Raw genomic sequence first — 26,794 nt, forward strand, 5'->3', positions numbered from 1 at the left:
CCGGATTCGGACAGACCGCCGAAGGGGCGGTCCAGAAAATGAGCACCCCGGGAAGGAATCCCTGCGGACGTAGGGTTGACCTTGGGCAGTGCTCACGCCTCGAAGGAGGTCCAGTTCAGTGACCAGCCAGGTCAGTAGCCCAGCCGAACAGTCCGACGGGGCCGAAGGCGCAGTCGTCGGCGAGCAGCGCACACCCCCGGGCCCGGACGGCGAACCCGCCGACCACACGGTTCATGCGACTCACTCGGGCCCCGGCGGCCGCGGTGCGGACGCCGGGGGCGCGGGGACGAAGGAAGTACGCCGACTCGATCGGGTGATCATCCGCTTCGCGGGTGACTCCGGTGACGGCATGCAGCTCACCGGTGACCGTTTCACCTCGGAGACCGCCTCCTTCGGCAACGACCTCTCGACGCTGCCGAACTTCCCGGCCGAGATCAGGGCGCCCGCCGGCACCCTCCCCGGCGTGTCGTCCTTCCAGCTGCACTTCGCCGACCACGACATCCTGACGCCGGGCGACGCCCCGAACGTCCTGGTGGCGATGAACCCGGCGGCACTGAAGGCGAACATCGCGGACGTGCCGCGCGGCGCGGAGATCATCGTCAACACCGACGAGTTCACCAAGCGCCCGATGGCCAAGGTCGGCTACGAGACCTCCCCGCTGGAAGACGGCTCGCTGGACGCCTACAACGTCCACCCGGTGCCGCTGACCACCCTCACCGTCGAGGCGCTCAAGGACTTCGGGCTCTCCCGCAAGGAGGCCGAGCGCAGCAAGAACATGTTCGCGCTCGGGCTGCTGTCCTGGATGTACCACCGGCCCACCGAGGGTACCGAGACCTTCCTGCGGCAGAAGTTCGCGAAGAAGCCCCAGATCGCCGAGGCGAACGTCACCGCCTTCCGGGCCGGCTGGAACTTCGGCGAGACCACCGAGGACTTCGCCGTCTCCTACGAGGTGGCCCCGGCCACCCGCGCCTTCCCGACGGGCACCTACCGCAACATCTCCGGGAACCTGGCCCTGTCCTACGGCCTGATCGCAGCCGGGCAGCAGGCCGATCTGCCGCTCTACCTGGGCTCGTACCCGATCACCCCGGCCTCGGACATCCTGCACGAGCTGTCGAAGCACAAGAACTTCGGCGTGCGCACCTTCCAGGCCGAGGACGAGATCGCCGGCATCGGCGCGGCCCTGGGCGCGGCCTTCGGCGGCGCGCTCGCCGTGACCACCACCTCCGGCCCGGGCGTGGCCCTGAAGTCCGAGACGATCGGCCTCGCGGTCTCCCTGGAGCTGCCGCTGCTGATCGTGGACATCCAGCGCGGCGGCCCCTCCACCGGTCTGCCGACCAAGACGGAGCAGGCCGACCTGCTCCAAGCCATGTACGGGCGCAACGGCGAGGCCCCGGTGCCGATCGTGGCCCCGCGCACCCCGGCCGACTGCTTCGACGCCGCGCTCGACGCGGCCCGGATCGCGCTGACCTACCGGACCCCGGTGTTCCTGCTCTCCGACGGGTACCTCGCCAACGGCTCCGAGCCCTGGCGGATCCCGGACGTGGCGGACCTGCCGGACCTCAAGGTCCAGTTCGCCGCCGGACCGAACCACGAGCTCGCGGACGGCACCGAGGTCTTCTGGCCGTACAAGCGCGATCCGCAGACCCTGGCCCGCCCGTGGGCGGTCCCCGGCACGCCGGGGCTGGAGCACCGGATCGGCGGCATCGAGAAGCAGGACGGCACGGGCAACATCTCGTACGACCCGGCCAACCACGAGTTCATGGTCCGCACCCGCCAGGCCAAGATCGACGGCATCCGGGTCCCCGACCTGGAGGTCGACGACCCGGACGGCGCGCGGACCCTGGTGATCGGCTGGGGTTCGACGTACGGGCCGATCACGGCCGCCGTACGCCGGCTGCGGATCGCCGGACTCCCCATCGCGCAGGCCCACCTGCGCCACCTCAACCCCTTCCCGAGGAATCTGGGTGAGGTCCTGGAGCGTTACGACAAGGTAGTGGTGCCGGAGATGAACCTCGGGCAGCTCGCGACCCTCCTGAGGGCGAAGTACCTGGTCGACGCACAGTCGTACAACCAGGTGAACGGCATGCCGTTCAAGGCCGAGCAGCTCGCCAACCATCTCAAGGAGGCCATCAATGACTGAGGTGACCGACAGCCCCACCCTGCTCTCGCTGGTGCCCAAGGCGGCCGCCAAGCAGTCGATGAAGGACTTCAAGTCGGACCAGGAGGTCCGCTGGTGCCCCGGCTGCGGCGACTACGCGGTGCTCGCCGCCGTCCAGGGCTTCATGCCGGAGCTGGGGCTGGCGAAGGAGAACATCGTCTTCGTCTCGGGCATCGGCTGCTCCTCGCGCTTCCCGTACTACATGGACACATACGGGATGCACTCGATCCACGGCCGCGCCCCGGCCATCGCCACCGGGCTCGCGACCTCGCGCCGCGACCTGTCGGTCTGGGTGGTCACCGGTGACGGGGACGCGCTCTCCATCGGCGGAAACCACCTGATCCACGCCCTGCGGCGGAACGTCAACCTCAAGATCCTGCTGTTCAACAACCGGATCTACGGGCTGACCAAGGGGCAGTACTCCCCCACCTCCGAGGTCGGCAAGATCACCAAGTCGACCCCGATGGGCTCGCTCGACGCGCCCTTCAACCCGGTCTCGCTCGCGATCGGCGCGGAGGCCTCCTTCGTGGCCCGTACGGTCGACTCCGACCGCAAGCACCTCACCGAGGTGCTGCGCGCGGCCGCCGCCCACGAGGGCACGGCCCTGGTGGAGATCTACCAGAACTGCAACATCTTCAACGACGGCGCCTTCGAGGTCCTCAAGGACCACGAGCAGGCCCAGGAGGCCGTCATCCGCCTCGAACAGGGGCAGCCGATCCGCTTCGGCGTGGAGGGCGCCAAGGGCGTCGTGCGCAACGTGGCCACCGGCGATTTGGAGGTCGTGACCGTGACCCCCGAGAACGAGTCCCGGATCCTGGTCCACGACGCCTCCTCGGCCTCCCCGACCAACGCGTTCGCGCTGTCCCGGCTGGCCGACCCGGACACGCTGCACCAGACGCCCATCGGGGTGTTCCGCAACGTGCGCCGGCCCGTCTACGACACGCTCATGGCCGAACAGCTGGAGACGGCCGTGGACCGCAGCGGCAAGGGCGACCTGGGCGCGCTGCTGAGCGGGAACGACACCTGGACGGTCGTCGGCTGAGGCATCCGGCTGAGGCACCCGCCGAAGGCATTCGCCACAGCCCTTCGAAGCCCGGACCCGCAGGCAGGGTCCGGGCTTCGTCGCGTCCCGGCCGCCGGGCCGCCATCCAAGTGTCATGAGCATCTCGCCAGACGCTAATGACTTTCGGCGCGTGCGGCGCTACCGTCGTCAGGTTGGCTTGAAGTAGCTCTGGAGGTCCCGTGAAGGCACAGAACGACCAGCGCACGGGGTTGCTCTACGGATTCGCCTCGTACGGGATGTGGGGGATCGTCCCCCTCTTCTGGCCGCTCCTCCAGCCCGCCGGAGCGATCGAGATCCTCGCCCACCGCATGGTGTGGTCCCTGGCCGTGGTCGGCGTGGCGCTGCTGGCCCTGCGGCGCTGGGGATGGGTCTCGGAGCTGCTGCGCCAGCCGCGCAAGCTCGCCCTCACGGCGGTGGCCGCCGCCCTGGTCACCGTGAACTGGGGCGTGTACATCTGGGCGGTCAACAACGGCGCGGTCGTCGAGGCGAGCCTCGGCTACTTCATCAACCCCCTGGTCACCATCGCGCTCGGCGTCCTGGTCCTGGGCGAGCGGCTGCGCCGCACGCAGTGGGCGGCCGTCGGGATCGCCGTAGCCGCCGTGCTGGTCCTCGCCGTCGGGTACGGGCGGCCGCCGTGGATCTCGCTGATCCTGGCGTTCTCCTTCGCCCTGTACGGGCTGATCAAGAAGCAGCTCGGCATGGGCGGCCTGGAGTCGCTGACCGCCGAGACCGTGATCATGTTCCTGCCCGCCCTCGGCTACCTGCTGTGGCTCGGCTCGCAGGGCGAGTCCACCTTCACCGCGCAGGGCCCGGGGCACGCCGTCCTGCTGGCCTCGGCCGGGCTGGTCACCGCGATCCCGCTGATCTGCTTCGGCGCCGCCGCGATCCGGGTCCCGCTGTCCACCCTCGGACTGCTCCAGTACATGGCCCCGGTCTTCCAGTTCGGCCTCGGCGTCCTCTACTTCCACGAGGCCATGCCGCCCGCCCGCTGGGCCGGCTTCTCCCTGGTCTGGGTCGCCCTCTCGATCCTCACCTGGGACGCCCTGCGCACCGCTCGCCGCTCCCGGGCCCTGCGCCTGGAGGCCCTGTCGGCGCCCCTCCCGAGCACCCTGCCGAGCCCCATGCCGAGCAGCCTCCCGACCCCGGCGCGCGAGACCGCGTAACACCGCTCGGAGCGTCGACGGGCGCGTCTTCGGGCGCGCCCGTCCGCATGCCCGCCCGTCCGCATGCCCGCCCGTCCGCATGCCCGCCCGTCCGCATGCCCGCCCGGGCCTACCCCTCCATCGGCAGCCCCGTCGTGGCGAGCCGGAGGTCGTGCGGTGCGTGCGCGGCCACCAGGGCCACGGCCTCCCCGGCCGTGGCGACCTCGCCCACCTCCCCGGAGGGATCGCGCCGCACGACGCGGAACCGCCCGTCGGGCAGCGGGATCACGAAGGGGACCGCCACCTCGTAGGGGAAGCGGGTCGTGCTGCTGAAGTGCACGTGGCAATGGCTCGTGTACGGATACAGCTGCCGCAGGAGCGGGTGCGCGTGGGCCGCCTCCAGCACCGCGATGGTGCCGAGTCGCCAGACCTTGGGCCCGAGGCGCTCCAGGCCGTCCTCCCACGTCCGCCGCCGGTCGATCCACTGCGCCTCGACGACCGCCGCACGGATCTCTTCGTTCACGTTCATCCGCCTAGTGTGCTCTCGCAGCGGCCCCGCGGGCGGCTCCGTCCCCCACCCGCCCGCGAGCCGCCGGCGCGCCCGCACCGGTCCGCGCACCGGGGGCGCGGGATTCGACCAGCCTCCCCGTCGGGCGGAATCCAGGTTTCCCCTTATTTCTCGGCCGCCCCGCCTCCTCGGCCGCATCCCGCGGGCCGAGTTCCGAGACCGGTGATCGCCGCAGGTCGTTACGGCGTGGCCGATATTCCGCTTCCAGCCCGGGCCGGACCGGCTCCCCGCCCAGGCCGGACGGAATTGCACAGCAGCGACATAGGCATTTTTAGCCTCGTTGACAAGCCCGAGTTCCCGACGGTTATATGAAGTCATCGAAGGGGGGGATGGCGAATGAAGACCAACCCGAAAGCCCAATTCCGCAAGCGAATTGCATTAATCCGCCGCCATCTCCAATTGAGGAGATGAAATGAGCATACTCAAGCACACGCTTCCGCTCACCGCCGCCGCCATTGTGCTGACGGTCGCGAGCATCGCGGGGCCCGGTTTCATCCAGGCCAAGTCGGCGGCAGCGAGCACGTCCGCCGTCGCCGAGACTCCGGCGGCCTCGGAGGCTCCGGCAGCCCCCGAGGCTCCGGCGGCCACCGAGGCCCCGGCCGCACCCGAGGCCCAGACGGGCATCTTCAACCCGCGGCCGGTCGCGAGGACCCCCGAGCAGCTGCTCCAGCTCCTGGGCGAACGGATCAAGGCCAAGGACATCGACGGCATCATCGCCCTGCACGAGACCGAAGCGGCGATCGTCGACTGGGACCTCTCGGTCATCAGGGGCCACGCCGCCATCAGGGCCTTCTACGTCGGGTGGTTCGACCTGAACCCGGTGCTCACCGTCAACGCGCGCCAGACCGTGGCGACGGGCGGATGGCGCGGGTGGGACGGCGTGGTGCGCCAGCGCACGGCGTCCATCATGGGCGACTACAGCCTGGAGCAGGCAGGGCCCGACGGCACCCGCGTGAGCTTCACCGGCAACTTCTGCGACACCGTGGAAGAGCAGCTGGACGGTACGTGGCTGTACGTCCTGGACAACCCGTACCCGCCCCACGGCGGGGGCACGCCGGCGGCGGCTTCCCACCACTGATCCGGGCATCTCAGCGGTCTCGGCCTTTTCTGCTCAGCTCGTCGGCCGGTGAATTCTTCACGCGCATCGCGGGCTTTATTCACCGCGCCGAAAAGCAGCCGGGGCGAGGAAAATCCACCCACCCATGGGATCCGCTCGTCCCCATGGGTGGCCGGCCATCACTCAATCAACCCGAGGGGGAACCGTGCCGGGCATAGCCCCGATCTCGTCATACCCACTGCCGACGGCGGCCGAACTGCCCGCCAGCAAGGCCCCGTGGAAACCCGACCCCGACCGAGCGGCCCTGCTCGTGCACGATATGCAGCGCTACTTCCTCGCCCCGTTCCCCGCGGAGATCCGCGATCCGCTGGTACGCCACTGCGCGCTCCTGCGGGAGCGCTGCGCCGCCCTCGGGGTCCCGGTGTTCTACACCGCGCAGCCCGGTGGCATGACCGACGGGGAACGCGGACTGCTCAAGGACTTCTGGGGCCCGGGCATGAGGGTGGATCCGGTCGATCGCCAGATCGTCACGGAACTCGCGCCCCGGCCCGCGGACCAGGTGCTCACCAAGTGGCGCTACAGCGCGTTCTTCCGCTCGGACCTGCTGGCCCGGATGCGCGCCCAGGGCCGCGATCAGCTGATCGTCTGCGGGGTGTACGCACACGTCGGTGTGCTGGCGACCGTCCTGGAGGCGTTCACCAACGACATCCAGCCGTTCCTGGTCGCCGACGCCGTCGGTGACTTCTCCGCCGAGTACCACCAGCTGGCCCTCGACTACGCGGCCGCCCGCTGCTCGGTGGTCACCACCACCGAGGAGGTCTTCCGATGAACGCGACGCGGCTGCTCGAACAGGTGCTGGGCGCCGATCCGGGTGCCTTCGCCCTACTGCACCGCCCCGAGTCGCTGGGCGCGGACCGCGTGGAGATCCTGCTGGGCCAGGTCAGTACCCCGGCCCGGCTGGCCGACATCCCGCTCGCCGAGCCGAGCGGGCGGCCCGGCGGAGCCCGGCACGAGACGCTGGTCCTGGTACCCCACCAGCAGATCACCGAGCGCGGCTTCACCGCCGCCGCGGACGGCTCGCCGCTGATCGCGATGTCGGTGACCGACCAGGGGCAGATCGCCACCTCGGAGGCGCTGAGATCCCTGCCGGACGAGCCCATCACCCTGGACGGCGGGCACTTCGACACCGAGGACGAGGACTACGCCGACACGGTCCGCGCGGTCCTCGACAACGAGATAGGCACCGGCGAGGGCTCGAACTTCGTCATCAAGCGCTCGTTCGTCACCACCATCACCGGGTACTCGACGCGCAGCGCGCTCAGTCTGTTCCGCCGGCTGCTCACCCGGGAGAGCGGCGCCTACTGGACCTTCATCGTGCACACCGGCACCCGGACCTTCGTGGGCGCCACTCCGGAGCGCCACGTCAGCCTGCGGGACGGCGTCGCGGCGATGACCCCGATCAGCGGCACCTACCGCTACCCGCCCACCGGACCGGTCCGGTCGGAGGTCATGGAGTTCCTGACCGACGGCAAGGAGACCGACGAGCTGTACATGGTCCTGGACGAGGAACTCAAGATGATGGCCCGGGTCTGCCGGGGCGGCGGCCGGGTGAGGGGACCGTTCCTGCGGGAGATGTCCCGGCTCGCGCACACCGAGTACGTCATCGAGGGGTGCAGCGACCTCGACCCCCGGGACATCCTGCGGGAAACGATGTTCGCCCCGACGGTGACCGGCAGCCCGCTCGAGAACGCCTGCCGGGTGATAGCCCGCTACGAGCCGCGCGGCCGCGGGTACTACGGCGGCATCGCCGCCCTCATCGGCCGCGACGCCGACGGCGCGCAGACCCTGGACTCGGCCATCCTCATCCGCACCGCCGACATCCGTTCCTCGGACGTCGACGGCAGCGGCCACGTGGAGGTCGGGGTGGGCGCGACCCTGGTCCGGCACTCCGACGCCGACGCCGAGGTCGCGGAGACCCGTACCAAGGCCGCGGGCGTGCTCGCGGCACTGGGCGCCGCGCACCGGCTCGTCGAGGACCCGCTGATCCAGAAGGCCCTGGGGAGCCGCAACGAGACGATCGCGCGCTTCTGGCTCAGCGACGCCGCGTCGCGGGCACGGCCCCATCCGATGCTCGACGGCCGCCGGGTCCTGATCGTCGATGCCGAGGACACCTTCAGCTCGATGCTGGCCCACCAGCTGACCGCCATCGGGCTGACCGTCGAGATCGCCGGCTTCGACGCGGTCCACCGCTTCGACGACCACGACCTCGTCGTCATGGGTCCGGGACCCGGCGACCCGCGGGAGGCCGGCCACCGCAGGATGGCCCATCTCACCTCGGCGATCGAGGAGTTGCTCTCCCGGCGCATCCCCTTCCTGGCCGTGTGCCTGAGCCATCAGCTGCTGTCCCGGCACCTCGGGCTCGAACTGCGGCGCCGGGACGTCCCGAACCAGGGCACCCAGCGGGAGATCGACCTGTTCGGCTCGCGGGAGCGGGTCGGCTTCTACAACTCCTACGAGGCACGGTCGCGGGCCGAGCAGCTGGAGTGCCCCGGCGTCGGCGAGGTGAAGGTGAGCCTCGACCCCCGCACGGGAGAGGTGCACGCCCTGCGCGGGGCGCACTTCGGGTCCGTGCAGTTCCACCTCGAATCCGTGCTCACCCAGGACAGCGAGCGCGTCCTGACCGAGCTGCTCGTCCCCCTGATGGAAGCCGCGGAGGTAGTGAAGGTATGAAAGCCGCCATCTCCTGGTGGGACCTCGCCGGGTCCGATCAGACCATCGACTCCCTGCGCGTCTACCTGCGTGACGAGGGAGTGGATCCGTGGACCGGGATCCGCGGACTGCGACTGAAGTTCTGGATCTCCGATCGGGTCACCAACCGCTGGGGCGCGGTGATGCTGTGGGACTCCCACGCCGACCTGACGGCGCCGATGCCGCCGAACCGGGCCACCGAGCTCATCGGGTACCCGCCGACCGAGCGGATGATGACCGACGTCGAGGCGATCGTCGAAGGCCTCCATTCCGGCGAACCGGCCGAGCGCGGACTGGCCTTCGACACCGTGGGGAAGGCGTCGTGAGCGCGGCGCCCCGGCCCCTGGTCGCCGATGTCGCCGATGTCGCCGATGTCGCCGATGAGTTCACCGCCCCGCCCGCCGAGCCGATGGACCTGCTCCGGACCTGGTTCGACAGCGCCGTCGCGACCTCCGTACGCGAGCCGGGCGCGCTGGCCCTGGCCTCCGCCGATGCCCGCGGCCGCGCCTCCAACCGGATCGTGCAGGTGCTCGCGGTGCGCGGTACGGGGCTGGTGTTCGCCAGTCACTCCGACAGCCGCAAGGCCCGCGACCTGGGCGAGACGGGCTGGGCGTCGGGCGTCTTCTACTGGCGCGAGGCCGGCCGGCAGGTGAGCGTGAGCGGCCCGGCCCGCCCGCTGCCCGACGAGGAGTCCGACGCCCTGTGGGCCGCCCGGCCCGCCGCCGCGCACCCGATGTCGGTGGCCTCGTACCAGAGCGCACCGCTGCCGGACGAGGACGCGCTGCGCGAACGGGCCCGGGAACTGGCCCGGGGCGGCGCCGTGCTGACCCGCCCGGACCGCTGGCTCGGCTACCTGCTGGAGCCGGCGTCGGTCGAGTTCTGGCAGGCCGACCAGGAGGACCGGCTGCACCGGAGGCTGCGCTACGAGCGCGAGGGCTCCGGCTGGCGTACGGGCCGGCTCCAACCCTGACCGTGCCCCGAACCCCCTAGACCAAGTGAAAGAAAGGCAAGCCGATGTGTGGAATTACGGGCTGGATCTCGTTCGACCGCGATCTGGAGCAGCAGCGCACCCAACTGGACGCGATGACGCAGACCATGGCCTGCCGGGGACCGGACGCCGGTGGCGCCTGGATCGAGCGGCACGCGGCCTTCGGGCACCGGCGGCTGTCGGTCATCGACCTCGAGGGCGGCGCCCAGCCCATGGTCGTGCCCAGCGACGACGGACCGGTGTCGATCACCTACAGCGGTGAGGTCTACAACTTCAAGGAGCTGCGGGGCGAGTTGCTGCGCCGCGGCCACCGCTTCCGGACCGACAGCGACACCGAGGTGGTGCTCAACGGCTACATGGAGTGGGGCGAGGCCCTCGCCGACCGGCTCAACGGCATCTACGCCTTCGCCGTCTGGGACTCCCGCGTCGAGAAGCTCGTGCTGATCCGCGACCGGATGGGCGTCAAGCCCCTCTACTTCTACGAGACCGGCGACGGGGTGATGTTCGGCTCCGAGCCGAAGGCGATCCTCGCCAACCCGCTGGCGGACCGCGCGGTCGACCTCGCCGGGCTGCGCGAGCTGGTCAGCTTCACCCAGACGCCGGGGAGCTCGGTGTGGTGCGGGATGCGCGAGGTGGTCCCGGGCGGCATCGTCATCGTGGACCGCTCCGGGCTGCGCGAGCGCCGCTACTGGACGCTGCCCACCAAGCAGCACACCGATGACCTGAAGACCACCATCGGCAACGTGCGGGACCTGCTCGAGGACATCGTGGGCCGGCAGGTGGTCTCCGACGTACCCCGGTGCACCCTGCTCTCCGGCGGTCTGGACTCCAGTGTGATCACCGCACTGGCCGCCGCCAAGCTCGGCAAGTCCGGCGAGAAGGTGCGCAGCTTCGACGTGGACTTCGTCGGACGGGCGGACGACTTCGTCGCCGACGAGCTGCGCGGCACGACGGACGCCCCCTACGCCCGGGAGGTGGCCGCCCGCGTCGGAACGCAGCACCAGTCGATCGTGCTCGACCACGCCTCGATCGCCGACCCCGATGTGCGACGGGCCGTCATCACCGCGCGGGACAGCCCGCTCAGCCTCGGCGACATGGACACCTCGCTCTACCTGCTGTTCCAGGCCATCCGCAAGCACTCCACGGTCGCCCTGTCCGGGGAGTCCGCGGACGAGGTCTTCGGCGGGTACCGGTGGTTCCACCAGCCGGAGGTCCAGGCCGCGAAGACCTTCCCCTGGATGGCGGTCTTCGTCAGCGGCGCCAAGGCCCAGGTGTCCGACCGGTTCAACCCGGGCATCACCGCCGCCCTCGACCTGCCGACGTACATCGCCGACCGGTACTCCGAGGCGGTCGGAGAGGTCGAGCGGGCGGAGGGCGAGAGCGACCACGAGATGACGATGCGGGTGATGAGTCACCTGCACCTGACCCGCTTCGTCCGGATGCTCCTGGAGCGCAAGGACCGGATCAGCATGGCGGTGGGGCTGGAGGTCCGGGTCCCGTTCTGCGACCACCGGCTCGTGGAGTACGTCTACAACGCCCCGTGGTCGATGAAGACCTTCGACGGCCGGGAGAAGAGCCTGCTGCGCGCCGCGACCGCGGACCTGCTGCCCAAGTCGGTGCTGGAGCGGACGAAGGCCCCCTACCCGGCGACGCTGGACCCGCAGTACACGGGCGCGCTGCTGCAGCAGTCCAAGGAACTGCTCACGAGCGACGACCCGGTGTTCGACCTGGTCGACCGCAGCTGGCTGCAGGACATCGTCCAGCAGGACTCGGCCTCCATGCCGCTCGACGTCCGCAACGGCATGGAGCGCGTGCTCGACCTGAGCACCTGGCTGGACGTCTACCGCCCCGAACTGCGCCTCTGACGCGGGAATTGAGGAAATCGAGATGGGAACGAACCACGCTCAGCCCGAGGGGCTCGAAGCCGACGCCGACCTGCGTGCCCGGCACCGTGCCGTCGTAGCCGACTACATGAGCCGCAAGGGCGAGACCCGGAAGACGCGCTACCAGCTCTTCGCCGAGGACGGCAGCGCAGGCCTGTGGACCAGCGACACCGGCCGGCCGATCACCTCCCAGGGGCACGAGAAGCTCAAGGCGCACGGCGAGTGGTCGCTGCGCATGTTCCCCGACTGGGAATGGACGAACGTCGAGATCTTCGAGACGCAGGACCCGAACCGGTTCTGGGTCGAGTGCGACGGGGAGGGCCAGATCCTCTACCCGGAGTATCCGCCCGGGCACTACCGGAACCACTTCATCCACTCGTTCGAGCTCGAAGACGGAAAGATCAAGCAGAACCGCGAGTTCATGAACCCGCTCCAGCAGCTGCGCGCGCTGGGCATCGAGGTGCCGAAGGTCAACCGCGGCGGGATCCCCACCTAGGAAGCACCGCCTTCGGCTCCCTCGCCAGGTTCGGGCCGTCCACACTCACGACAAGGAGAATCCGGTGGGATCTCAGCTCAACCCCTACATCGCCTTCGACGGGAACGCCCGGCAGGCGCTGGAGTTCTACCACGAAGTCCTCGGCGGAAAGCTGGAGCTGGGCACGTTCGGCGACTTCGGCAACCCGGAGTCACCCGACGCCGACAAGATCATGCACGCCACGCTCAGCACCGCGGACGGTTTCACGGTGATGGCGTGGGACGTCCCGGAGCGCGTTCCCTTCAAGCCGGGCACCAACGTCGCGCTCTACCTCGGCGGCGACGACGCCCACCTGCGCGACTACTTCGAGAAGCTCTCCGCCGGCGGCACCGTGGCGATGCCCCTCAAGCAGCAGATCTGGGGCGACGAGGCGGGCACCCTCGTCGACAAGTTCGGGATCACCTGGATGTTCAACATCACCCAGGGCCGGTCCTGACCGGACCGCCGGGGTGCGGGGCGGGGCCGCCCGACGGCTCCGCCCCGCACCGGGAGCACACAGCGTTACGTCCTGCCGCGGAAGGCCGCGGCGCAGCGGTCCGGCCGGCAGCGGCCGGGAGCGGGGAAGGTGAGGGATCCATGACAGTCGACGTGCAGGCCACCCGGAACGTGGTCGACGTACAGGCCACCCGGAACGTGGTCGACCTGATCACCGGCGGATGGAGGGCGCAGGCGCTCTACACCGCGGTCAAACTCGAACTGCCCGACCACATAGCGGCCGGCCGTGACTCCGGCGCCGAGCTCGCGAAGGCGACCGGGGCGAACGAGCAGGGCATCCACCGCCTGATGCGCCTCCTGGTGGCCATGGGCGTGTTCGAGGGCAGCGAGTCCACCGGCTACCGCGGTACCCCGGTGAGCGCGGCCCTGCTCCACGGCCCGCAGTCCCTGCGCGACATGTGCCTGCTGTACGGCGAGGAGTTCTACTCCGCGTGGGGCCACGCCCACCACGCCATCAGCACGGAGAGCTCGGGATTCGAGGTCGCCTACGGCCGGCCGCTCTACGAGTACCTCGGTGAGGACGCGGCCACCGCCCGGCGGTTCCAGCACACCATGAACGCCGCGAGCATGTTCTTCCACCAGGTGCCCGAGGTCTTCGACTTCGGGGGCAAGACGGTCGTGGACGTGGGCGGCGGCGGCGGGCACCTGCTCGCCACGATCCTCGGCGCCGTACCGGACGCCCGGGGCGTGCTCTTCGACCGCGAGCACATGATGCCGAAGGCGCGCGAGCACCTGGCCGCCACCGTCGGCCCGGACCGCGCCGAGCTGGTCGGCGGCGACATGTTCGAGGACGTCCCGGCGGGCGGGGACGTCTACGTCCTGTGCCGCGTGCTGGCCGGCCACGACGACGAAGCCGTCGTCGGCCTCTTCGAGAGCATCCGCCGCGCCATGGCCGACTCCTCGTCGCGGCTGCTGATCCTCGACCGCTTCGTCGAGGACGAGGACTCCACCGTGCTGCCCGCCCTGTGGGACCTGCACCTCCTGGTGACGACGGGCGGCGAACACCGCACCCTCGACAGGATCACGCGGCTGCTGAACCGGGCCGGCCTGGAGATCGCCGGTACCGCCGAGCTGCCCAGTGAGACGACCGCCCTGATCATCGCGCCGCGCACCCCCTCGCACTCCTAGGGAAGGAGATCTCCGGTGCTCACCCTGGCAACGATCGGCGTCTACGGCTTCGACGCCGATTCCTACCTGCAACGACTCCAACAGGCCGGTGTGCGCCTGGTGCTCGACGTGCGCCAGCGCCGCGGCGTCCGCGGCCCGGACTACGCCTGGGCGAACTCACTGCGGCTGCAGGCGGCCCTCGCCGAGGCCGGGATCGCCTACGAGCACCACCGCGAGCTCGCTCCGACCACCGAGCTGCGCCACCTCCAGTACGCCGAGGACGACCGCCGGGGCGTCGGCAAGCGCTCCCGCCAGGAGCTCGCAGCCGAGTACACCCGTCGCTACACCAGCGAGATCCTCGACCCCGTCGACCTCGACCCGATCGTGTCGCGGTTGCCGGGCGACGGGACCGCGGCGCTGTTCTGCGTCGAGCGCGACGCGCAGGCCTGCCACCGGTCGCTGGTGGCACAGCGCCTGGCCGAGGAACACCACGTGACGATCGAACACCTGGGGCCGCTGTGATGGACGAGATGCTTCCGCGCGGCGCGCGGCGACCGCGGATCGCGGTGTTCGCCGGACCGACGGCGACGATCCTGAACACACCGGACCTGGTCACCTCGAACAAGGCACGGGTGCGCCACGGGCTGCCGCTGCTCCCCTCCCGGTTCGACCTGCTGCGTTCCCAGCGGCTCGCGGCGCCCGTGACCTTGTACGTCGAGGCGTTCAGCGCGCACCCGCTCGAACGGGAGTCGGCCGACCTGTACGCCCCGCCGGACGGCTGGCTCGACAAGGAGGGAACGTTCCACCAGGAGCAGCCGTTCGACGACGCCACCCCGGTGTACGTCGTCGAACTCGATCCGGCCGACGGTCTCTACCCCCTCCCCTACATGGCCAGGCAGGCGGACGGGTCCGCCTGGGAGGAGACCGCGGCGGCGCCCTTCGCGCCGGCGGCGGCCGCCCGGCAGACGTTCTACCCCGATGCCCGGCGCCTGTACGAGGAGATCGAGCGCTTCGGGCTCGCCGACCTCGGAACCACCGCCGAGCTCGGTTCGCTCGCCGACTTCGACTTCTTCCGCGCCGCTCCGTCGGGCGGGTACACCACGGGCCCCGATGCCGAACGCCTCGGGCAGGACTTCTTCGTCTACTACCCGTACCACCTCCAGAGCGAGCCGGGCCTGGCGCACCTGGCCGAGGCCACCAACCAGGTCCAGGCCGTCCTCGACACGGGAGGGTTCACCGGTCTCCAGTGGCTCGAGGGGAGCCCGACCGTCGACGAGACCCTGTACTGGCTCGGCCTGCTGGTCGACACGACGGTGCCGCTCGTCGGGCATGCGGCCCAGCGCCGCCACCAGTCCCTGAGCGCCGACGGCGACCGCAACGTGGTCGACGGCGTGAAGTTCATCGCTTCGGGCGTCGCCCTGGACGAAACGGGCGCGGACCGCCTCGGTGCCTGCGTGATCGTCGACGAACTCGTGTACTCGGCCCGCGACGTGACCAAGGTCGACGCCCGGCCCGGGGGGTACGAGGTCACCGGCGGGCACGGAGGAGTGGTCGCCGACATGGGCGGCTACGGTCCCCCGCAGCTCACCTACCTCCCGGCGCGCCGGCACACCCACCGCTCGGAGCTGCGCCTGACCGCGCTCCCCGACCGGGTGTCCGGCGTCACCGGGTCCCTGGACACCGGCGTGTCCCTGGTCGACGTGGAGACGAAGGACGCCGGCGGCGGGCTCGTGCCCGCCGCGATGCCGCACGTCTCGATCACCAAGTACAGCCGGTACGCGGCCACGGGCGCGGGCGCCGACCATCCGTCCCTCTCCGACGACGAGGTCGAGATCCTCGCCCGGATCGACGCCGGCCTCGCGGGCGCCCCGCTGACCGGATTCGTCTGTGAGGGCATGTCACCGTTCGGGATGGCCGACCCGGCGAAGAACGCGGCGCTGGGCGTCGCCGTCTTCGCCGGCATGCCGGTGGTCCGTACGGGGCGCGGCAACACCGGGGGCATGGCGTACCGGATGGATCCGGCGTTCATCTCGGGCAACAACCTCACGGCCACCAAGGCGCGCATGCTCCTGATGGCCGCGCTGCTCAAGCTCGGGGCCCTGCCCCCGGCTGCGGATCCGTCCCACCCGACTCCCGCCGAGTACGCGGCCACGGTGCGGGCGGTCGCCCGGTACCAGGCCCTGTTCGACACCCACTGACACCACTTCTGGGACGGAACGCATGGATACGTACGAGTACGTGGTGGCCGACGTCTTCACCAAGGTCCCGCTGGAAGGAAATCCGACCGCGGTCTTCCTGGACTCCTCCGGCCTGTCCGCCGAGCGCATGCAGCAGATCGCACAGGAGATGCACCTGTCCGAGACGGTCTTCGTCCTCCCCGCGGAGGACGACGGCGATGTGCGGGTCCGCATCTTCACCCCCGTCAACGAGCTGCCGTTCGCCGGGCATCCGACCCTGGGCACGGCCATCGTGCTCGGCGAGTCGCACGCCTCGAAGGAGCTCCTGATGGAGACCGCCATGGGCACCGTCGCGTTCGAACTCGAACGGGACGACGAAGGCCGGGCCGGCGCGGCCGGCATGTGGCAGCCCGTCCCGACGTGGGAGGAGTACGACCGCGCGGACGAACTGCTCGCCGCCCTCGACCTGACGGCCGCCGGCAGCACCCTGCCGGTCGAGGTCTACCACAACGGGCCGCGGCACGTGTTCGTCGGCCTGGACGGCGTGGCCGCGCTCTCCGCCCTGAAGCCCGACCACCGGAGCCTGGCGGGGCTGCCCGACATGGCCGCCAACTGCTTCGCCGGCTCGGGCACCCAGTGGAGACTGCGGATGTTCTCGCCCGCCTACGGCGTGGTGGAGGACGCGGCCACGGGCTCGGCCGCCGGGTCGCTCGCCGTACACTTGGCCCGGCACGGCCTGATCCCCTTCGGGGAGTGGATCAGCATCCGCCAGGGGGTCGAGATGGGCCGCCCGTCGACGATGCACGCCCGGGCCATGGGGACGCCGGAGCGGATCGATTCGGTCCATGTGGCGGGATCCGCCGTGGTCATCGCACGGGGAACGCTGTACGCGTAGCCGCCGGTCGGCTGCCGGTCGCCGCCGGCGCGAACGACGAGTGACCGATCCACAGAGGAAGGCCGCCGCACGTGTCCGATGGTGACGGGTTGTTCGAGTTACCGATGTCCGATGCCGCCCCGCCGCCCATCGAGACCACGGGGGCCGTGGGGGCCACCGCCCCGCTCGCGGCGCGGATGCGGCCGCGGACGCTCGCCGAGGTCGTCGGCCAGGCGCACCTGCTGGGTCCCGGCGCCCCGCTGCGGCGGCTGGCGGAGGGCGGCGAGGCCTCGTCCGTGCTGCTCTACGGTCCCCCCGGCACCGGGAAGACCACGCTCGCGCGGCTGCTCGCCGCCGTCGACACCCGCCATTTCGTGGCCTTGTCGGCGCTCTCCAGCGGGGTCAGGGAACTGCGCGAGGTGATGACCGAGGCGCGTCTTCGCCGGGACCGCCAGAACCGGCGGACCGTGCTGTTCATCGACGAGGTGCACCGCTTCTCCAAGACCCAGCAGGACGCCCTGCTCGGAGCCGTCGAGGACCGGCTCGTCCTGCTGGTCGCCGCCACCACGGAGAACCCGTCGTTCTCGGTGGTGACGCCGCTGCTCTCGCGGATGCTGGTGCTCCAGCTCCAGTCCCTGGACGAGGACGACCTGCGCGCGCTGGTGCGGCGGGCGGTGAAGGACGAGCGCGGTCTCGACGGTTCGGTCTCGCTGTCCCCCGAGGCCGAGGACGCCCTGGTGCGCCTCGCTGCGGGCGACGCCCGCAGCGCGCTGACCGCCCTGGAGGCGAGCGCCGACGGGGTGACCGACACCGGCGGCACGGTGATCGACGTGGATGCCGTGGAGCGTGCCATCGCCGGGACCACGGTGCGCTACGACCGGCAGGGCGATCAGCACTACGACGTCATCAGCGCGTTCATCAAGTCGATCCGCGGCTCGGACCCCGACGCCGCGCTGCACTACCTGGCCCGCATGCTCGTGGCCGGGGAGGATCCGCGGTTCATCGCGCGACGGCTGCTGGTGCACGCCAGTGAGGACGTCGGGCTGGCCGATCCCACCGCGCTGCAGGCGGCCGTCGCGGCGGCGCAGACGGTCCAGCTGATCGGAATGCCCGAAGCCCGCCTCGCCCTGGCGCAGGCCACCGTGCACCTGGCCACGGCGCCGAAGTCGAACGCGCTGATCACCGGGATCGACGAGGCCATGGCCGACGTCCGGGCGGGCGCCGTCGGCGAGATCCCCGCCCACCTGCGGTACGGCCGCTACGCGGGCGCCCGGGAGCTGGGCAACGCGATCGGCTACCGGTACCCGCACAAGGCCACGGACGGGGTCCAGGAGCAGCAGTACCCGCCGGACGAGCTCGTGGGGAAGGACTACTACCGCCCCACGCGGCACGGCGGGGAGCACATCCTGCACGAGCGCCTCGCCAAGCTCCGCCGTGTGGTCCGGGGGGACCGGGGGTAGCCCGTCCCGCCGCCCGTGCCGGTTCGACGGGCACGGGCGGCGGGACGGGTGAGCACCGGGACGGGCGCGGTCCCGTTACGCGACGGCGGTGCCCTCGAGCTCGACCAGCTGGCCGGGGATCGCCAGACGCGAGACCCCGAGCATCGTGGTGGTGGGCGCGACCTGGGCGGCGCCCAGCTTCCCCGCCAGCACGCCGTAGTGCTGGAAGAGCAGGTCGACGTCGGTCGTGTAGACGTTGAGCCGGACGAGGTTCGCGAGCGTCATGCCGGCCTCGGCGAGCACCGCTTCGATGTTGGCGATGCTCAGCGCCAGCTGCGCCGCCATGTCACCGTCGTGCTCGGGCTTGCCCTCGCTGCTCATCGCGGTCTGTCCCGAGATGTACAGGGTGCGCGAGTGTCCGGAGACGACCTCGCCCTGGTTGAAGCCCATCTCTACCGACCACGACACCGGGTTGACCGCAGTTCGTTCCATGTCGCACTAGCTCCATTCGATTCACGTGAATGTACGGACGCCCATCAGCTCGGCAGCCGCCCAGCTCTGACGTCGTGTGATCGAGCGTTGCAACTAAACACGACACCCTCGGTCATGTATTTCCGTTAAAATTTCTATGTGCGCGCCGACCGATTAGTCTCCTTAGTGCTACTTCTGCGCCAGCGCGGCCGGATGACGGCGGACGCCCTGGCCCGTGAGCTACGGGTGTCCACCCGTACGGTGCTGCGCGATGTGGAGGCACTGTCCGCGGCCGGCCTGCCGGTCTACGCCGAACGCGGTCGGCACGGCGGTTTCGCCTTGCTGCCCGATTTCCAGACGGCGCTCACCGGACTGAGTCACGACGAGGCGCTCGCCCTCGTGGTCGCCGGATCGCGGCGCGGATCCCAGCTGTTCGGCCTCGGCTCGGCGCTCGCCTCGGCCATGCTCAAACTGGTCGACGCGCTGCCCGAAGGCCTCCGGGACTCCGCGGCCGGCGCGGCGCAGCGGCTGCTCATCGACCCGGAGACCGACCTCCTCTCGCGCCGGGTGGACGCGGACGAGGTGTCCGACACGGTCGTGGCGGAGATCCGCCACGCGGTGTTCGCCGGACGCAAGCTGAACCTCAGTTACGCCACGGTGGACCAGATCCCCAAGTGGCGCACGGTGGACCCGATCGGCCTGGTCACCGTACGCGGGCAGGGCTATCTGATGGCCACGAGGTACGGCGCGGACCGCACGTACCGGCTGTCCCGGGTGCTGGCCGCCAAGGCGCTCGACGAACCCGCGCAGCGGCCGGACACCGTCGACCTGGACCGGGCCTGGCAGGAACGCAGCGTGCACCTGCGGACCGGGGGCGACCAGCTCACCGTGCTGGTCCGGGTGGACCCGGCGCGGCGGGACCACCTGGTGGACACCGCGCTGGCCGTCCTCGACGAAGAGGCGCACGCGGACGGCTGGCTGAGGATGAGCGTGGTGTTCCAGGACGCGCGGCACGCCGAATGGGCCCTGTGGCAGCACTCCACGTACGCGGAGGTCCTGGCCCCGCAGGGGCTGCGCACCTCCCTGCACCACCGCGCCGCCACGATCGCCATCCGTTACGGGGGCGGGCATTCCGCCGCCCCCCAGTAGCGCCTGTCCGGTTTTCGAACAGGGTTGACCGGATTACGTTCTTGACGGACAGTCACACTCTCGCCCAACATCAGGCTCGCACTGACGCACGACGCACTGCCGTACCCACGCAGTAGCGCCGATGCCCAGGCACGCTCACCCGCGCCACCCGCACGTTCCGCACACATCCCCAGTACGGAATCCCGGAGCCCCCACATGAGCCTGTCCGTCTCCCGGCGCCTGGCCGCCGTGACCGCCCTCGCGGTCGCCGGTCTGTTCGCCGCCACCGCCCCCGCCGCGCTCGCCTCGCCGACCTCGGTCGCCGCCGCGCCCACGCCGCCCGACATCCCGCTCGCCAACGTCAAGGCGCACCTGACGCAGCTGCAGTCGATAGCCACGGCCAACGGCGGCAACCGCGCCCACGGCCGGGCCGGCTACAAGGCCTCGATCGACTACGTGAAGGCCAAGCTGGACGCGGCCGGCTTCACGACCAGCCTGCAGACCTTCACCTCCGGCGGCGCCACCGGCTACAACCTGATCGCCGACTGGCCGGGCGGCGACCCCAACTCGGTCCTGATGTCCGGCGCGCACCTCGACTCGGTGACCTCTGGCGCGGGCATCAACGACAACGGCTCCGGCAGCGCGGCCGTCCTGGAGACCGCGCTCGCCGTCTCCCGGGCCGGCCTCACGCCCACGAAGCACCTGCGCTTCGGCTGGTGGGGCGCGGAGGAGCTGGGCCTGGTCGGGTCGAAGGCCTACGTCAACAGCCTGCCGACCGCGGAGCGCGCGAAGTTCGCCGGCTACCTGAACTTCGACATGATCGGCTCGCCGAACCCGGGCTACTTCGTCTACGACGACGACCCGACGATCGAGCAGACCTTCAAGAACTATTACGCGGGCCTCGGCGTCCCCACCGAGATCGAGACCGAGGGCGACGGCCGCTCGGACCACGCATCCTTCAAGAACGTCGGCATCCCCGTCGGCGGCCTGTTCACCGGCGCCAGCAACACCAAGACGGCGGCGCAGGCGACGAAGTGGGGCGGCACCTCCGGTCAGGCCTTCGACCGCTGCTACCACTCCTCCTGCGACAACACGTCGAACATCAACGACACCGCCCTGGACCGCAACTCCGACGCCATCGCCTACGCGATCTGGAACCTCGGGTTCGCCGTCCCGGTCCCGCCGGGCCCGTCCTTCGAGAACACCGCGGACGTCACGATCCCGGACTCCCCCGCCGCCGCGGTGAACTCGCCGATCACGGTCTCGGGCGTCACGGGCAACGCGCCGGCCACCACCAAGGTCGACGTGAACATCGTCCACACCTACATCGGTGACCTGGTGGTCGACCTGGTGGCCCCCGACGGCACTCTGTACAACCTGCACAACCGCACCGGCGGCAGCGCGGACAACATCGTCAAGTCCGTCACGGTCAACGCCTCCTCGGAGGTCGCCAACGGCGTGTGGAAGCTCCAGGTCAAGGACGTGGCCGCACAGGACGTCGGCTACATCAACAGTTGGAAGATCACCTTCTAGGCGCCAATCCGCAAATGGTCTAGTCCAATGAGGCTCCGGTGTGATCTGATCGGATCATGCCGGAGCTTCTTGCCGCCCTGTTCACCCTGCTCGCCCAGGCCGTCGCGGCCCTCAACCCCGCGCTGCTCGTGCGCAGACGCCGGCGGCTGGCGCGGCTGGCGGACCACGCACAGGGCCGCCCCGTCCTCGTTCCCTGCGATCTGCGCGACCGCGAGCTGACCGGGGGCGCCTGGTCCGAGGGCCTGTTGGAGCTGCCGCCCGGCGGGCCGGGCGGTCCGGTCCGCTGGCTCGCGAAGGGACGTGCGGCCACGGCCGCCGCGGACTTCCCGCCCCTGGAGGCCGTCTCCGCCGACGAGATCAGCGTCGCGTTCCGCTCGGCCGACGGGGCCACCGAGCTGCGGCTGCACCCGGACGAGGCCCCGATGGTGCTACGAGTCCTGCGCGCGGCCCCGTAGCGAGGCCGACAGCGGCTCCTGGATCCGGGCCCGCAGTTCCTCCGCGACCGCCTCGACATCGGCGTGCCCGAGCTTCGCGGCCTCCACCAGATCGCCGAGCTCCTCCGGCGACGGCAGCTGCTTGGCCCCGGCGACCCGCAGGTACGAGCGGGTGGCGGCGGCGGCGTAGAACTCGTTCATCGGGGATTCCAGCGCCGGGCACACCGCGAGCGTGTGCAGAAACGCCGCGGCCCGCCACGCGGTGTCCGGGGCGGGCTGTTCGGGGACCATGACGAGGTCGTTCTGGTGCCGGGCCACGGCGGCGGCCACTCCGGAGGGATCCCACACGGCGGGATCGGACGGGAGGTGGTGGGCCAGGGCTGTCCAGGCCCACTCCATGGTGATCTTCAATGCCCGAACCGCTCCTGGAAGTAGCCCCAGTGGTCGGCGAACTCCTCGATCCCGGACAGGAAGTTCTTCCGGTCCTCGTCGAGCTCGCGTTCCGTGACTTCGGTGATCAGCGCGGTGACCGTCGTGCCCAGGGCCGCCGCTCGCGCCTTCAGGCGTTCGTGGAACTCTTCTTCCAGGCGGATGGTGACGTGTCTCGACATGCTTTTCACGGTACAGCGGGGCTGCTGTACACAGGGCCGGAACGGCCCAAGGGTGGGCAGGGACACAGTCCCCGCCCACCCTCGGGTGCCGGTATCGCCTACTTGTTGGCGTCGGCCGCCTTCACCAGCTCGGCCTTGGTGACCGCGCCGACGTAGACCTTGCCGTCGTCCGTGATCAGCGCGTTGACCACGCGGGTCTTCAGGACGCGGCCCTCGCCGAACTTCCCGGAGACCTTCTCCCCGAGCGAGTCGAGGAACTGCGCGGCCCCCTTGGGCGCGTTCTTGTCCTTGGCCGCGTCGTCCATGCCCTTGAGGGTGTTGGTCGCGCCGGTCTCGATGCGGGCGATCGAGGTCCAGCCCTCGCCGAGGACCTTCGGCTCGCCCTGGGCGCCCTCGGCGCCGCCGGTCAGGCCGCCCAGGCCCGGGATGGACTCCAGCGCGCCCAGGCCCTTGTCCTTGGAGTCCTTGGAGTCCTTGCCGTGCTCGCCGGCCGCGCCCTCGGTCACCTTGGCGTCCTTGGGCGGGGTGAAGGCGAAGGTGTCGGCGGCGGGCTTGGAGAAGTCCACCTTGGTGAAGCCGGCGTCCACGATCGGCTTGCCGCCGTCGGTGGAGAGCACCTGCACGCGCAGCGGCACGCCGTTCTTCGCGTCCACCGCGATCTTCACCGAGGCGACCGTCGAACCGGTCCCCTTCGGCTTCAGGACCAGCTGGTAGGCGTCGCGGCCGGCCACCTGGGCCGTGTCGCCGACGCTGACGTCGGTGGTCGTGCCGGCGGCCTTCAGGACTTCCTGGGCGATCTCCTGCGGGGAGGCCGGGAGGCCGTCGGCCTTGCGGTCGGAGCCCTTGTCACCCTTGCCGGCGTCCGTCCTGTCGGTGGGCGCCTTCTCGTGGAAGACCTCCTTCGACTTGGAGTCGTATCCCCAGACGTCGTCGCCGTTGTGGACGAGGCTGTACTCGTCCTTGCCGTCCACGAAGGTGAGCTTCTGGCGGTCCGGGCCGTCGGCGGCCACGCGGAAGGTGTGGGTGCCGCTCACCAGCTGGGAGAGCTTGTCCTGCGGGTCCGCGGAGCCGCCGGTCACGCCGCCACCGCCGCCCAGCAGGCCGGCCGGGAGGCTCGGCAGGCCCAGGTCCGTGCTGATCTTGGCGCTGCCGGACAGCTGCTGCACGTCCGAGGCCGCGATCTTCTCGATGAGCTGCTGCGCCGTCACCTTCGGAAGATCCGGTCCGCCGGAGTTCGCGAAGGCCGGAACCATCGCGATCGTGCCGGCGACCACACCGAACACCGCGACCGGTACGGCGTACCGAGCGGCCTTGCGGGTCTTTGCGTTCGTTGCCATGTCTGTCTGCCCTACCTCTGTGTGTACGGCGGCGACTGCCCGTCTTGCATGTAGCCGACAGTGCGACCACGTCCACCCCTCGCCGCCACTCTCACCCGATCTGGTGGGGATGTGCCTCTATCTGACCAAAGAAGAGGGGGTCGGGGCGTCAGCCCCCGGAGCCAACTGTGCGTACGCCCCAGGGATGACATGACGAGGGCCCGGCCTCCCCCACCCGTAGGGGTTGCCGGGCCCTCGCCCGTGCCTTCGGTCCGTGTGCCCCGCGGTCAGCCCGCGCGGTGGACCACGGCGTCGCAGAGCTCCACCAGCGCCGACTTCGCGAAGCACTCGGGCAGCGGGGCCAGCGTGGCCCGCGCCTCCTCCGCGTACCGCACGGTGTCCTTGCGGGCCTGCTCCAGGGCCGGGTGGACCCGCAGCCGGGCGAGCACCTCGGCGTGCCGTGCGTCGTCCGTCAGGTCGCCGTCCAGGAGCCGTACGAGCTCCACGTCCTCGGGGTCGCCGCCCTGCGCCGCCATCTCCCGCAGCCGCAGGACCGGCAGCGTCGGGATGCCCTCGCGCAGGTCGGTGCCGGGGGTCTTGCCGGACTCGTGCGAGTCGGAGGCGATGTCGAGGACGTCGTCGGCGAGCTGGAAGGCGGTGCCGAGCCGCTCGCCGTACTGGGTCAGGATGTCGACGACCGACTCGTCGGCGCCGGACATCATCGCGCCGAAGCGGCCGGAGACCGCGATCAGCGAGCCGGTCTTGCCGGCGATGACGTCGAGGTAGTGCTCGACCGGGTCGCGGCCGTCGCGCGGGCCGGCCGTTTCCAGGATCTGGCCCGTCACCAGCCGCTCGAAGGCCTCGGCCTGGACCCGTACGGCCTCGGGGCCGAGGTCCGCCAGGATGTGCGAGGCGCGGGCGAACAAGAAGTCACCCGTCAGGACGGCCACGGAGTTGCCCCAGCGGGCGTTGGAGCTCTCCACGCCGCGGCGCACGTCCGCCTCGTCCATGACGTCGTCGTGGTAGAGCGTCGCCAGGTGGGTGAGCTCCACGACCACGGCCGAGGGGACGATCCCGGGCGCGTAGGGATCGCCGAACCGGGAGGCGAGCATCACCAGCAGCGGCCGGAACCGCTTGCCGCCGGCGCGGACCAGGTGCTGTGCGGCCTCGGTGATGAAGGGGACTTCGCTCTTGGTGGCTTCCAGCAGACCCGCCTCGACGGCGGCCAGTCCGGCCTGGACATCGGTCTCAAGAGCCTGGTCCCGCACGCTCAGTCCGAACGGCCCGACGACGGTCACGAGGGGTACTCCTGTCTGCTGACGATCACCTTGACGATCACACGGATTGTCGATGTGTCGCTGCCATCACTCAAGCCAGCGTATCCGGTCTGTTTTCGATCACCCAGGGCGCCCGTCCGGCCACGGGCACCCTACCGGCCGGGCGGTGCCCCATGCGCCCCGGTATGTTCTAGAGCAGCCGAAACAACCGGAGAATGCGTTTTGTCCAGAACTGCTACCGATGTAGACGACTCGTCCGACCCGGAGGCCGACCAGCCGCCGCCCGGCGACGACCACGCCTTCCTCGGGCACCCCCGGGGCCTGGCCACGCTCTCCGGGCTGGAGGTCTGGGAGCGCTTCTCGTTCCTGGGCATGCAGGCCATCCTCGTCCTCTACTTCGCGGACGCGGTGGCCAACGGCGGCCTGGGGATGGACCCGGGCACCGCGGCCTCCGTCTCGGCCGCCTACGGGACCATGGTCTACCTCGTCTCCGTCGCCGGCGGATGGCTCGCCGACCGGATCCTCGGTTCGTACCGCGCCGTGCTCTGGGGCGGCATCCTGATCGCCTGCGGCCACTACGCCATGGCCGTGCCGACCGCCGCCATGACCTGGGTGGGCCTCGGCCTGATCAGCGCGGGCACCGGCCTGCTGAAGCCGAACGTGGCCAGCATGGTGGGCAAGCTGTACAAGACGGACGACGACCGGCGCGACGCCGGCTTCGCCCTCTACTACATGGGCATCAACATCGGCGCCTTCGCCGGCCCCCTGATCACCGCCTGGCTCGGCGAGCACAAGGGCTGGCACTGGGGGTTCTCGGCCGCCGCCGTCGGCATGACCGCGGGCCTGATCCAGTACGTGGCCGGCCGCCGCCACCTGGCGGGCCGCAAGCACTCCGCCGAGTTCGCGCTGGCGCCCGACGCGATGCGCTCGGCCGTGGTGAAGATCATCGCCGGAATCCTCGCCTTCGCCGCGCTCGCCACCCTTCTGGCGGTACTGGGCTGGCTGACGATGGGCCGGTTCGTCGACCTGCTCACCCTGGTCTCGGTGATCGCACCGATCGTCTACTTCGCGATCATGTTCCGCAGCGACCGGGTGACGCCCGCCGAACGGGGCCGCCTGCGCCCGTACGTCGTCCTCTTCCTCGCCTCGGTGGCCTTCAACTTCATCCTCTTCCAGGCGTACTCGACGATGATGCTGCTCGCGTCGACGAACGCCCGGACCGAGATCCTCGGCTTCACCTTCCCGGCCGGCTGGTACGCCTCCGCGCTCGGCGCGTTCGAGGTGCTCCTGGCCCCGGTCGTGGCCGCGCTCTGGGTCCGGATGGGCCACAAGCAGCCGCACGCCTCCAACAAGATCGCCATCGGCGTGATCCTGGGCGGCCTGTCCTTCCTCCTGATGGTCATCCCGACCTCGGGACACAGCGGCGACACGTACAAGATGGCCGCCTGGTGGATCATCGGCTCCTACCTGCTGCTCGGACTCGGCGACATCCTCCTCGAAACCTCCGGCATGTCGGCCACCACGAAGCTCGCCCCCAAGGCCTTCGCCAGCCAGACCATGGCCCTGTGGTTCCTCTCCCTGGCCCTGGCCAACGGCATCCAGGCCCAAGTCGTCAAGCTCTACGGCCAGGTCTCCAACCCCGCCTACTTCGGCGTCAACGGCGCCATCGCGGTGGCGGTGGGACTCGCGGTGATCGCGGCCGCCCCGTGGCTCAAGCGCACGATGCACCCGGTCCACTGACCCCGGTTGTCCCCTGACCGTCCGTTGTCCGCTGACCCTCCGAGGAGATG

General features: G+C 70.6%; 26 protein-coding genes. 20 read left to right on the forward strand and 6 right to left on the reverse strand.

Annotation, left to right across the window (positions count from 1 at the left end; all coding sequences use genetic code 11):
- Positions 1 to 118 precede the first annotated feature (118 nt).
- From AC3IX6_RS14795 to rarD, 3 genes are all read left to right on the forward strand, one after another.
- Positions 119 to 2,140, forward strand: coding sequence for a 2-oxoacid:acceptor oxidoreductase subunit alpha (locus AC3IX6_RS14795; protein WP_489370542.1), 2,022 nt, complete (start codon positions 119 to 121; stop codon positions 2,138 to 2,140).
- Positions 2,133 to 3,200, forward strand: a complete 1,068-nt coding sequence (locus AC3IX6_RS14800; protein WP_489370543.1) for a 2-oxoacid:ferredoxin oxidoreductase subunit beta — start codon at positions 2,133 to 2,135, stop codon at positions 3,198 to 3,200. The genes AC3IX6_RS14795 and AC3IX6_RS14800 overlap by 8 nt, the downstream gene beginning before the upstream one ends.
- Positions 3,201 to 3,400: 200 nt before the next feature.
- Positions 3,401 to 4,384: an EamA family transporter RarD gene (gene rarD, locus AC3IX6_RS14805; RefSeq protein ID WP_489370544.1), complete on the forward strand. Its 984-nt coding sequence runs from the start codon at positions 3,401 to 3,403 to the stop codon at positions 4,382 to 4,384.
- Between the two features lie 109 nt (positions 4,385 to 4,493).
- On the opposite strand, the gene AC3IX6_RS14810 is transcribed toward rarD, so the two are convergent.
- On the reverse strand, positions 4,494 to 4,892 hold the full coding sequence (locus tag AC3IX6_RS14810) for a DUF6193 family natural product biosynthesis protein (RefSeq protein WP_489370545.1): 399 nt from the start codon (positions 4,890 to 4,892) through the stop codon (positions 4,494 to 4,496).
- A gap of 451 nt (positions 4,893 to 5,343) precedes the next feature.
- Here AC3IX6_RS14810 and AC3IX6_RS14815 point away from each other — a divergent pair, with 451 nt between their 5' ends.
- From AC3IX6_RS14815 to AC3IX6_RS14875, 13 genes are all read left to right on the forward strand, one after another.
- Positions 5,344 to 6,009: a YybH family protein gene (locus AC3IX6_RS14815; RefSeq protein ID WP_489370546.1), complete on the forward strand. Its 666-nt coding sequence runs from the start codon at positions 5,344 to 5,346 to the stop codon at positions 6,007 to 6,009.
- A gap of 184 nt (positions 6,010 to 6,193) precedes the next feature.
- Positions 6,194 to 6,817 carry an isochorismatase family protein gene (locus tag AC3IX6_RS14820; RefSeq protein ID WP_489370547.1) on the forward strand — a complete coding sequence of 208 codons (624 nt, stop codon included), beginning with the start codon at positions 6,194 to 6,196 and terminating at the stop codon, positions 6,815 to 6,817.
- Positions 6,814 to 8,718, forward strand: a complete 1,905-nt coding sequence (locus tag AC3IX6_RS14825) for an anthranilate synthase family protein (protein WP_489370548.1) — start codon at positions 6,814 to 6,816, stop codon at positions 8,716 to 8,718. The genes AC3IX6_RS14820 and AC3IX6_RS14825 overlap by 4 nt, the downstream gene beginning before the upstream one ends.
- Positions 8,715 to 9,062 carry a hypothetical protein gene (locus AC3IX6_RS14830; protein WP_489370549.1) on the forward strand — a complete coding sequence of 116 codons (348 nt, stop codon included), beginning with the start codon at positions 8,715 to 8,717 and terminating at the stop codon, positions 9,060 to 9,062. Before AC3IX6_RS14825 ends, AC3IX6_RS14830 begins: the two co-directional genes overlap by 4 nt.
- On the forward strand, positions 9,059 to 9,706 hold the full coding sequence (gene phzG / locus AC3IX6_RS14835; RefSeq protein WP_489370550.1) for a phenazine biosynthesis FMN-dependent oxidase PhzG: 648 nt from the start codon (positions 9,059 to 9,061) through the stop codon (positions 9,704 to 9,706). Before AC3IX6_RS14830 ends, phzG begins: the two co-directional genes overlap by 4 nt.
- Positions 9,707 to 9,750: 44 nt before the next feature.
- Positions 9,751 to 11,589 carry an asparagine synthase (glutamine-hydrolyzing) gene (gene asnB / locus AC3IX6_RS14840; RefSeq protein ID WP_489370551.1) on the forward strand — a complete coding sequence of 613 codons (1,839 nt, stop codon included), beginning with the start codon at positions 9,751 to 9,753 and terminating at the stop codon, positions 11,587 to 11,589.
- Positions 11,590 to 11,611: 22 nt separating this feature from the next.
- A complete protein-coding gene (locus AC3IX6_RS14845; protein WP_489370552.1) occupies positions 11,612 to 12,103 on the forward strand; it encodes a PhzA/PhzB family protein in 492 nt (163 codons plus the stop codon).
- Positions 12,104 to 12,167: 64 nt separating this feature from the next.
- Complete coding sequence (locus AC3IX6_RS14850) at positions 12,168 to 12,578, forward strand: VOC family protein (RefSeq protein ID WP_489370553.1); 411 nt, start codon at positions 12,168 to 12,170, stop codon at positions 12,576 to 12,578.
- 140 nt (positions 12,579 to 12,718) lie between these two features.
- A complete protein-coding gene (locus tag AC3IX6_RS14855; RefSeq protein WP_489370554.1) occupies positions 12,719 to 13,765 on the forward strand; it encodes a methyltransferase in 1,047 nt (348 codons plus the stop codon).
- A 15-nt stretch (positions 13,766 to 13,780) separates the two neighbouring features.
- Positions 13,781 to 14,266 carry a DUF488 family protein, N3 subclade gene (locus tag AC3IX6_RS14860; protein WP_489370555.1) on the forward strand — a complete coding sequence of 162 codons (486 nt, stop codon included), beginning with the start codon at positions 13,781 to 13,783 and terminating at the stop codon, positions 14,264 to 14,266.
- Positions 14,266 to 15,942 carry an asparaginase domain-containing protein gene (locus AC3IX6_RS14865; protein WP_489370556.1) on the forward strand — a complete coding sequence of 559 codons (1,677 nt, stop codon included), beginning with the start codon at positions 14,266 to 14,268 and terminating at the stop codon, positions 15,940 to 15,942. Before AC3IX6_RS14860 ends, AC3IX6_RS14865 begins: the two co-directional genes overlap by 1 nt.
- Before the next feature lie 22 nt (positions 15,943 to 15,964).
- Positions 15,965 to 16,816 (forward strand): PhzF family phenazine biosynthesis protein, encoded by an 852-nt coding sequence (locus tag AC3IX6_RS14870; protein WP_489370557.1) that lies wholly within the window; start codon positions 15,965 to 15,967, stop codon positions 16,814 to 16,816.
- 104 nt (positions 16,817 to 16,920) lie between these two features.
- Positions 16,921 to 18,255 carry a replication-associated recombination protein A gene (locus tag AC3IX6_RS14875; RefSeq protein ID WP_489370558.1) on the forward strand — a complete coding sequence of 445 codons (1,335 nt, stop codon included), beginning with the start codon at positions 16,921 to 16,923 and terminating at the stop codon, positions 18,253 to 18,255.
- Between the two features lie 75 nt (positions 18,256 to 18,330).
- On the opposite strand, the gene AC3IX6_RS14880 is transcribed toward AC3IX6_RS14875, so the two are convergent.
- Entirely contained in the window at positions 18,331 to 18,726 is a 396-nt protein-coding gene (locus tag AC3IX6_RS14880) for a RidA family protein (protein ID WP_266905580.1), read from the reverse strand.
- Positions 18,727 to 18,864: 138 nt separating this feature from the next.
- On the opposite strand from AC3IX6_RS14880, the gene AC3IX6_RS14885 reads away from it, so the two are divergent.
- The 3 genes from AC3IX6_RS14885 to AC3IX6_RS14895 all read left to right on the forward strand — a co-directional run bounded on the left by AC3IX6_RS14885 (position 18,865) and on the right by AC3IX6_RS14895 (position 21,821).
- Entirely contained in the window at positions 18,865 to 19,854 is a 990-nt protein-coding gene (locus AC3IX6_RS14885; protein WP_489370559.1) for a helix-turn-helix transcriptional regulator, read from the forward strand.
- A gap of 195 nt (positions 19,855 to 20,049) precedes the next feature.
- Positions 20,050 to 21,366 (forward strand): M28 family metallopeptidase, encoded by a 1,317-nt coding sequence (locus AC3IX6_RS14890; protein ID WP_489370560.1) that lies wholly within the window; start codon positions 20,050 to 20,052, stop codon positions 21,364 to 21,366.
- 56 nt (positions 21,367 to 21,422) lie between these two features.
- Positions 21,423 to 21,821, forward strand: a complete 399-nt coding sequence (locus tag AC3IX6_RS14895; RefSeq protein ID WP_489370561.1) for a hypothetical protein — start codon at positions 21,423 to 21,425, stop codon at positions 21,819 to 21,821.
- Here AC3IX6_RS14895 and AC3IX6_RS14900 read toward each other — a convergent pair.
- The 4 genes from AC3IX6_RS14900 to AC3IX6_RS14915 all read right to left on the reverse strand — a co-directional run bounded on the left by AC3IX6_RS14900 (position 21,795) and on the right by AC3IX6_RS14915 (position 25,025).
- Positions 21,795 to 22,211 carry a hypothetical protein gene (locus AC3IX6_RS14900; RefSeq protein WP_489370562.1) on the reverse strand — a complete coding sequence of 139 codons (417 nt, stop codon included), beginning with the start codon at positions 22,209 to 22,211 and terminating at the stop codon, positions 21,795 to 21,797. The genes AC3IX6_RS14895 and AC3IX6_RS14900 overlap by 27 nt on opposite strands.
- Positions 22,208 to 22,411 carry a ribbon-helix-helix domain-containing protein gene (locus tag AC3IX6_RS14905; protein ID WP_239516343.1) on the reverse strand — a complete coding sequence of 68 codons (204 nt, stop codon included), beginning with the start codon at positions 22,409 to 22,411 and terminating at the stop codon, positions 22,208 to 22,210. The genes AC3IX6_RS14900 and AC3IX6_RS14905 overlap by 4 nt, the downstream gene beginning before the upstream one ends.
- A 98-nt stretch (positions 22,412 to 22,509) precedes the next feature.
- Positions 22,510 to 23,748 (reverse strand): LolA family protein, encoded by a 1,239-nt coding sequence (locus AC3IX6_RS14910; RefSeq protein WP_489370563.1) that lies wholly within the window; start codon positions 23,746 to 23,748, stop codon positions 22,510 to 22,512.
- 266 nt (positions 23,749 to 24,014) lie between these two features.
- Positions 24,015 to 25,025: a polyprenyl synthetase family protein gene (locus AC3IX6_RS14915; protein WP_389690014.1), complete on the reverse strand. Its 1,011-nt coding sequence runs from the start codon at positions 25,023 to 25,025 to the stop codon at positions 24,015 to 24,017.
- 201 nt (positions 25,026 to 25,226) lie between these two features.
- Between AC3IX6_RS14915 and AC3IX6_RS14920 the strand changes: the two genes are divergently transcribed.
- Positions 25,227 to 26,744, forward strand: coding sequence for a peptide MFS transporter (locus AC3IX6_RS14920; RefSeq protein WP_489370564.1), 1,518 nt, complete (start codon positions 25,227 to 25,229; stop codon positions 26,742 to 26,744).
- The last annotated feature ends 50 nt before the right edge of the window (positions 26,745 to 26,794 follow it).

Source organism: Streptomyces sp. GL_141, from assembly GCF_057834385.1.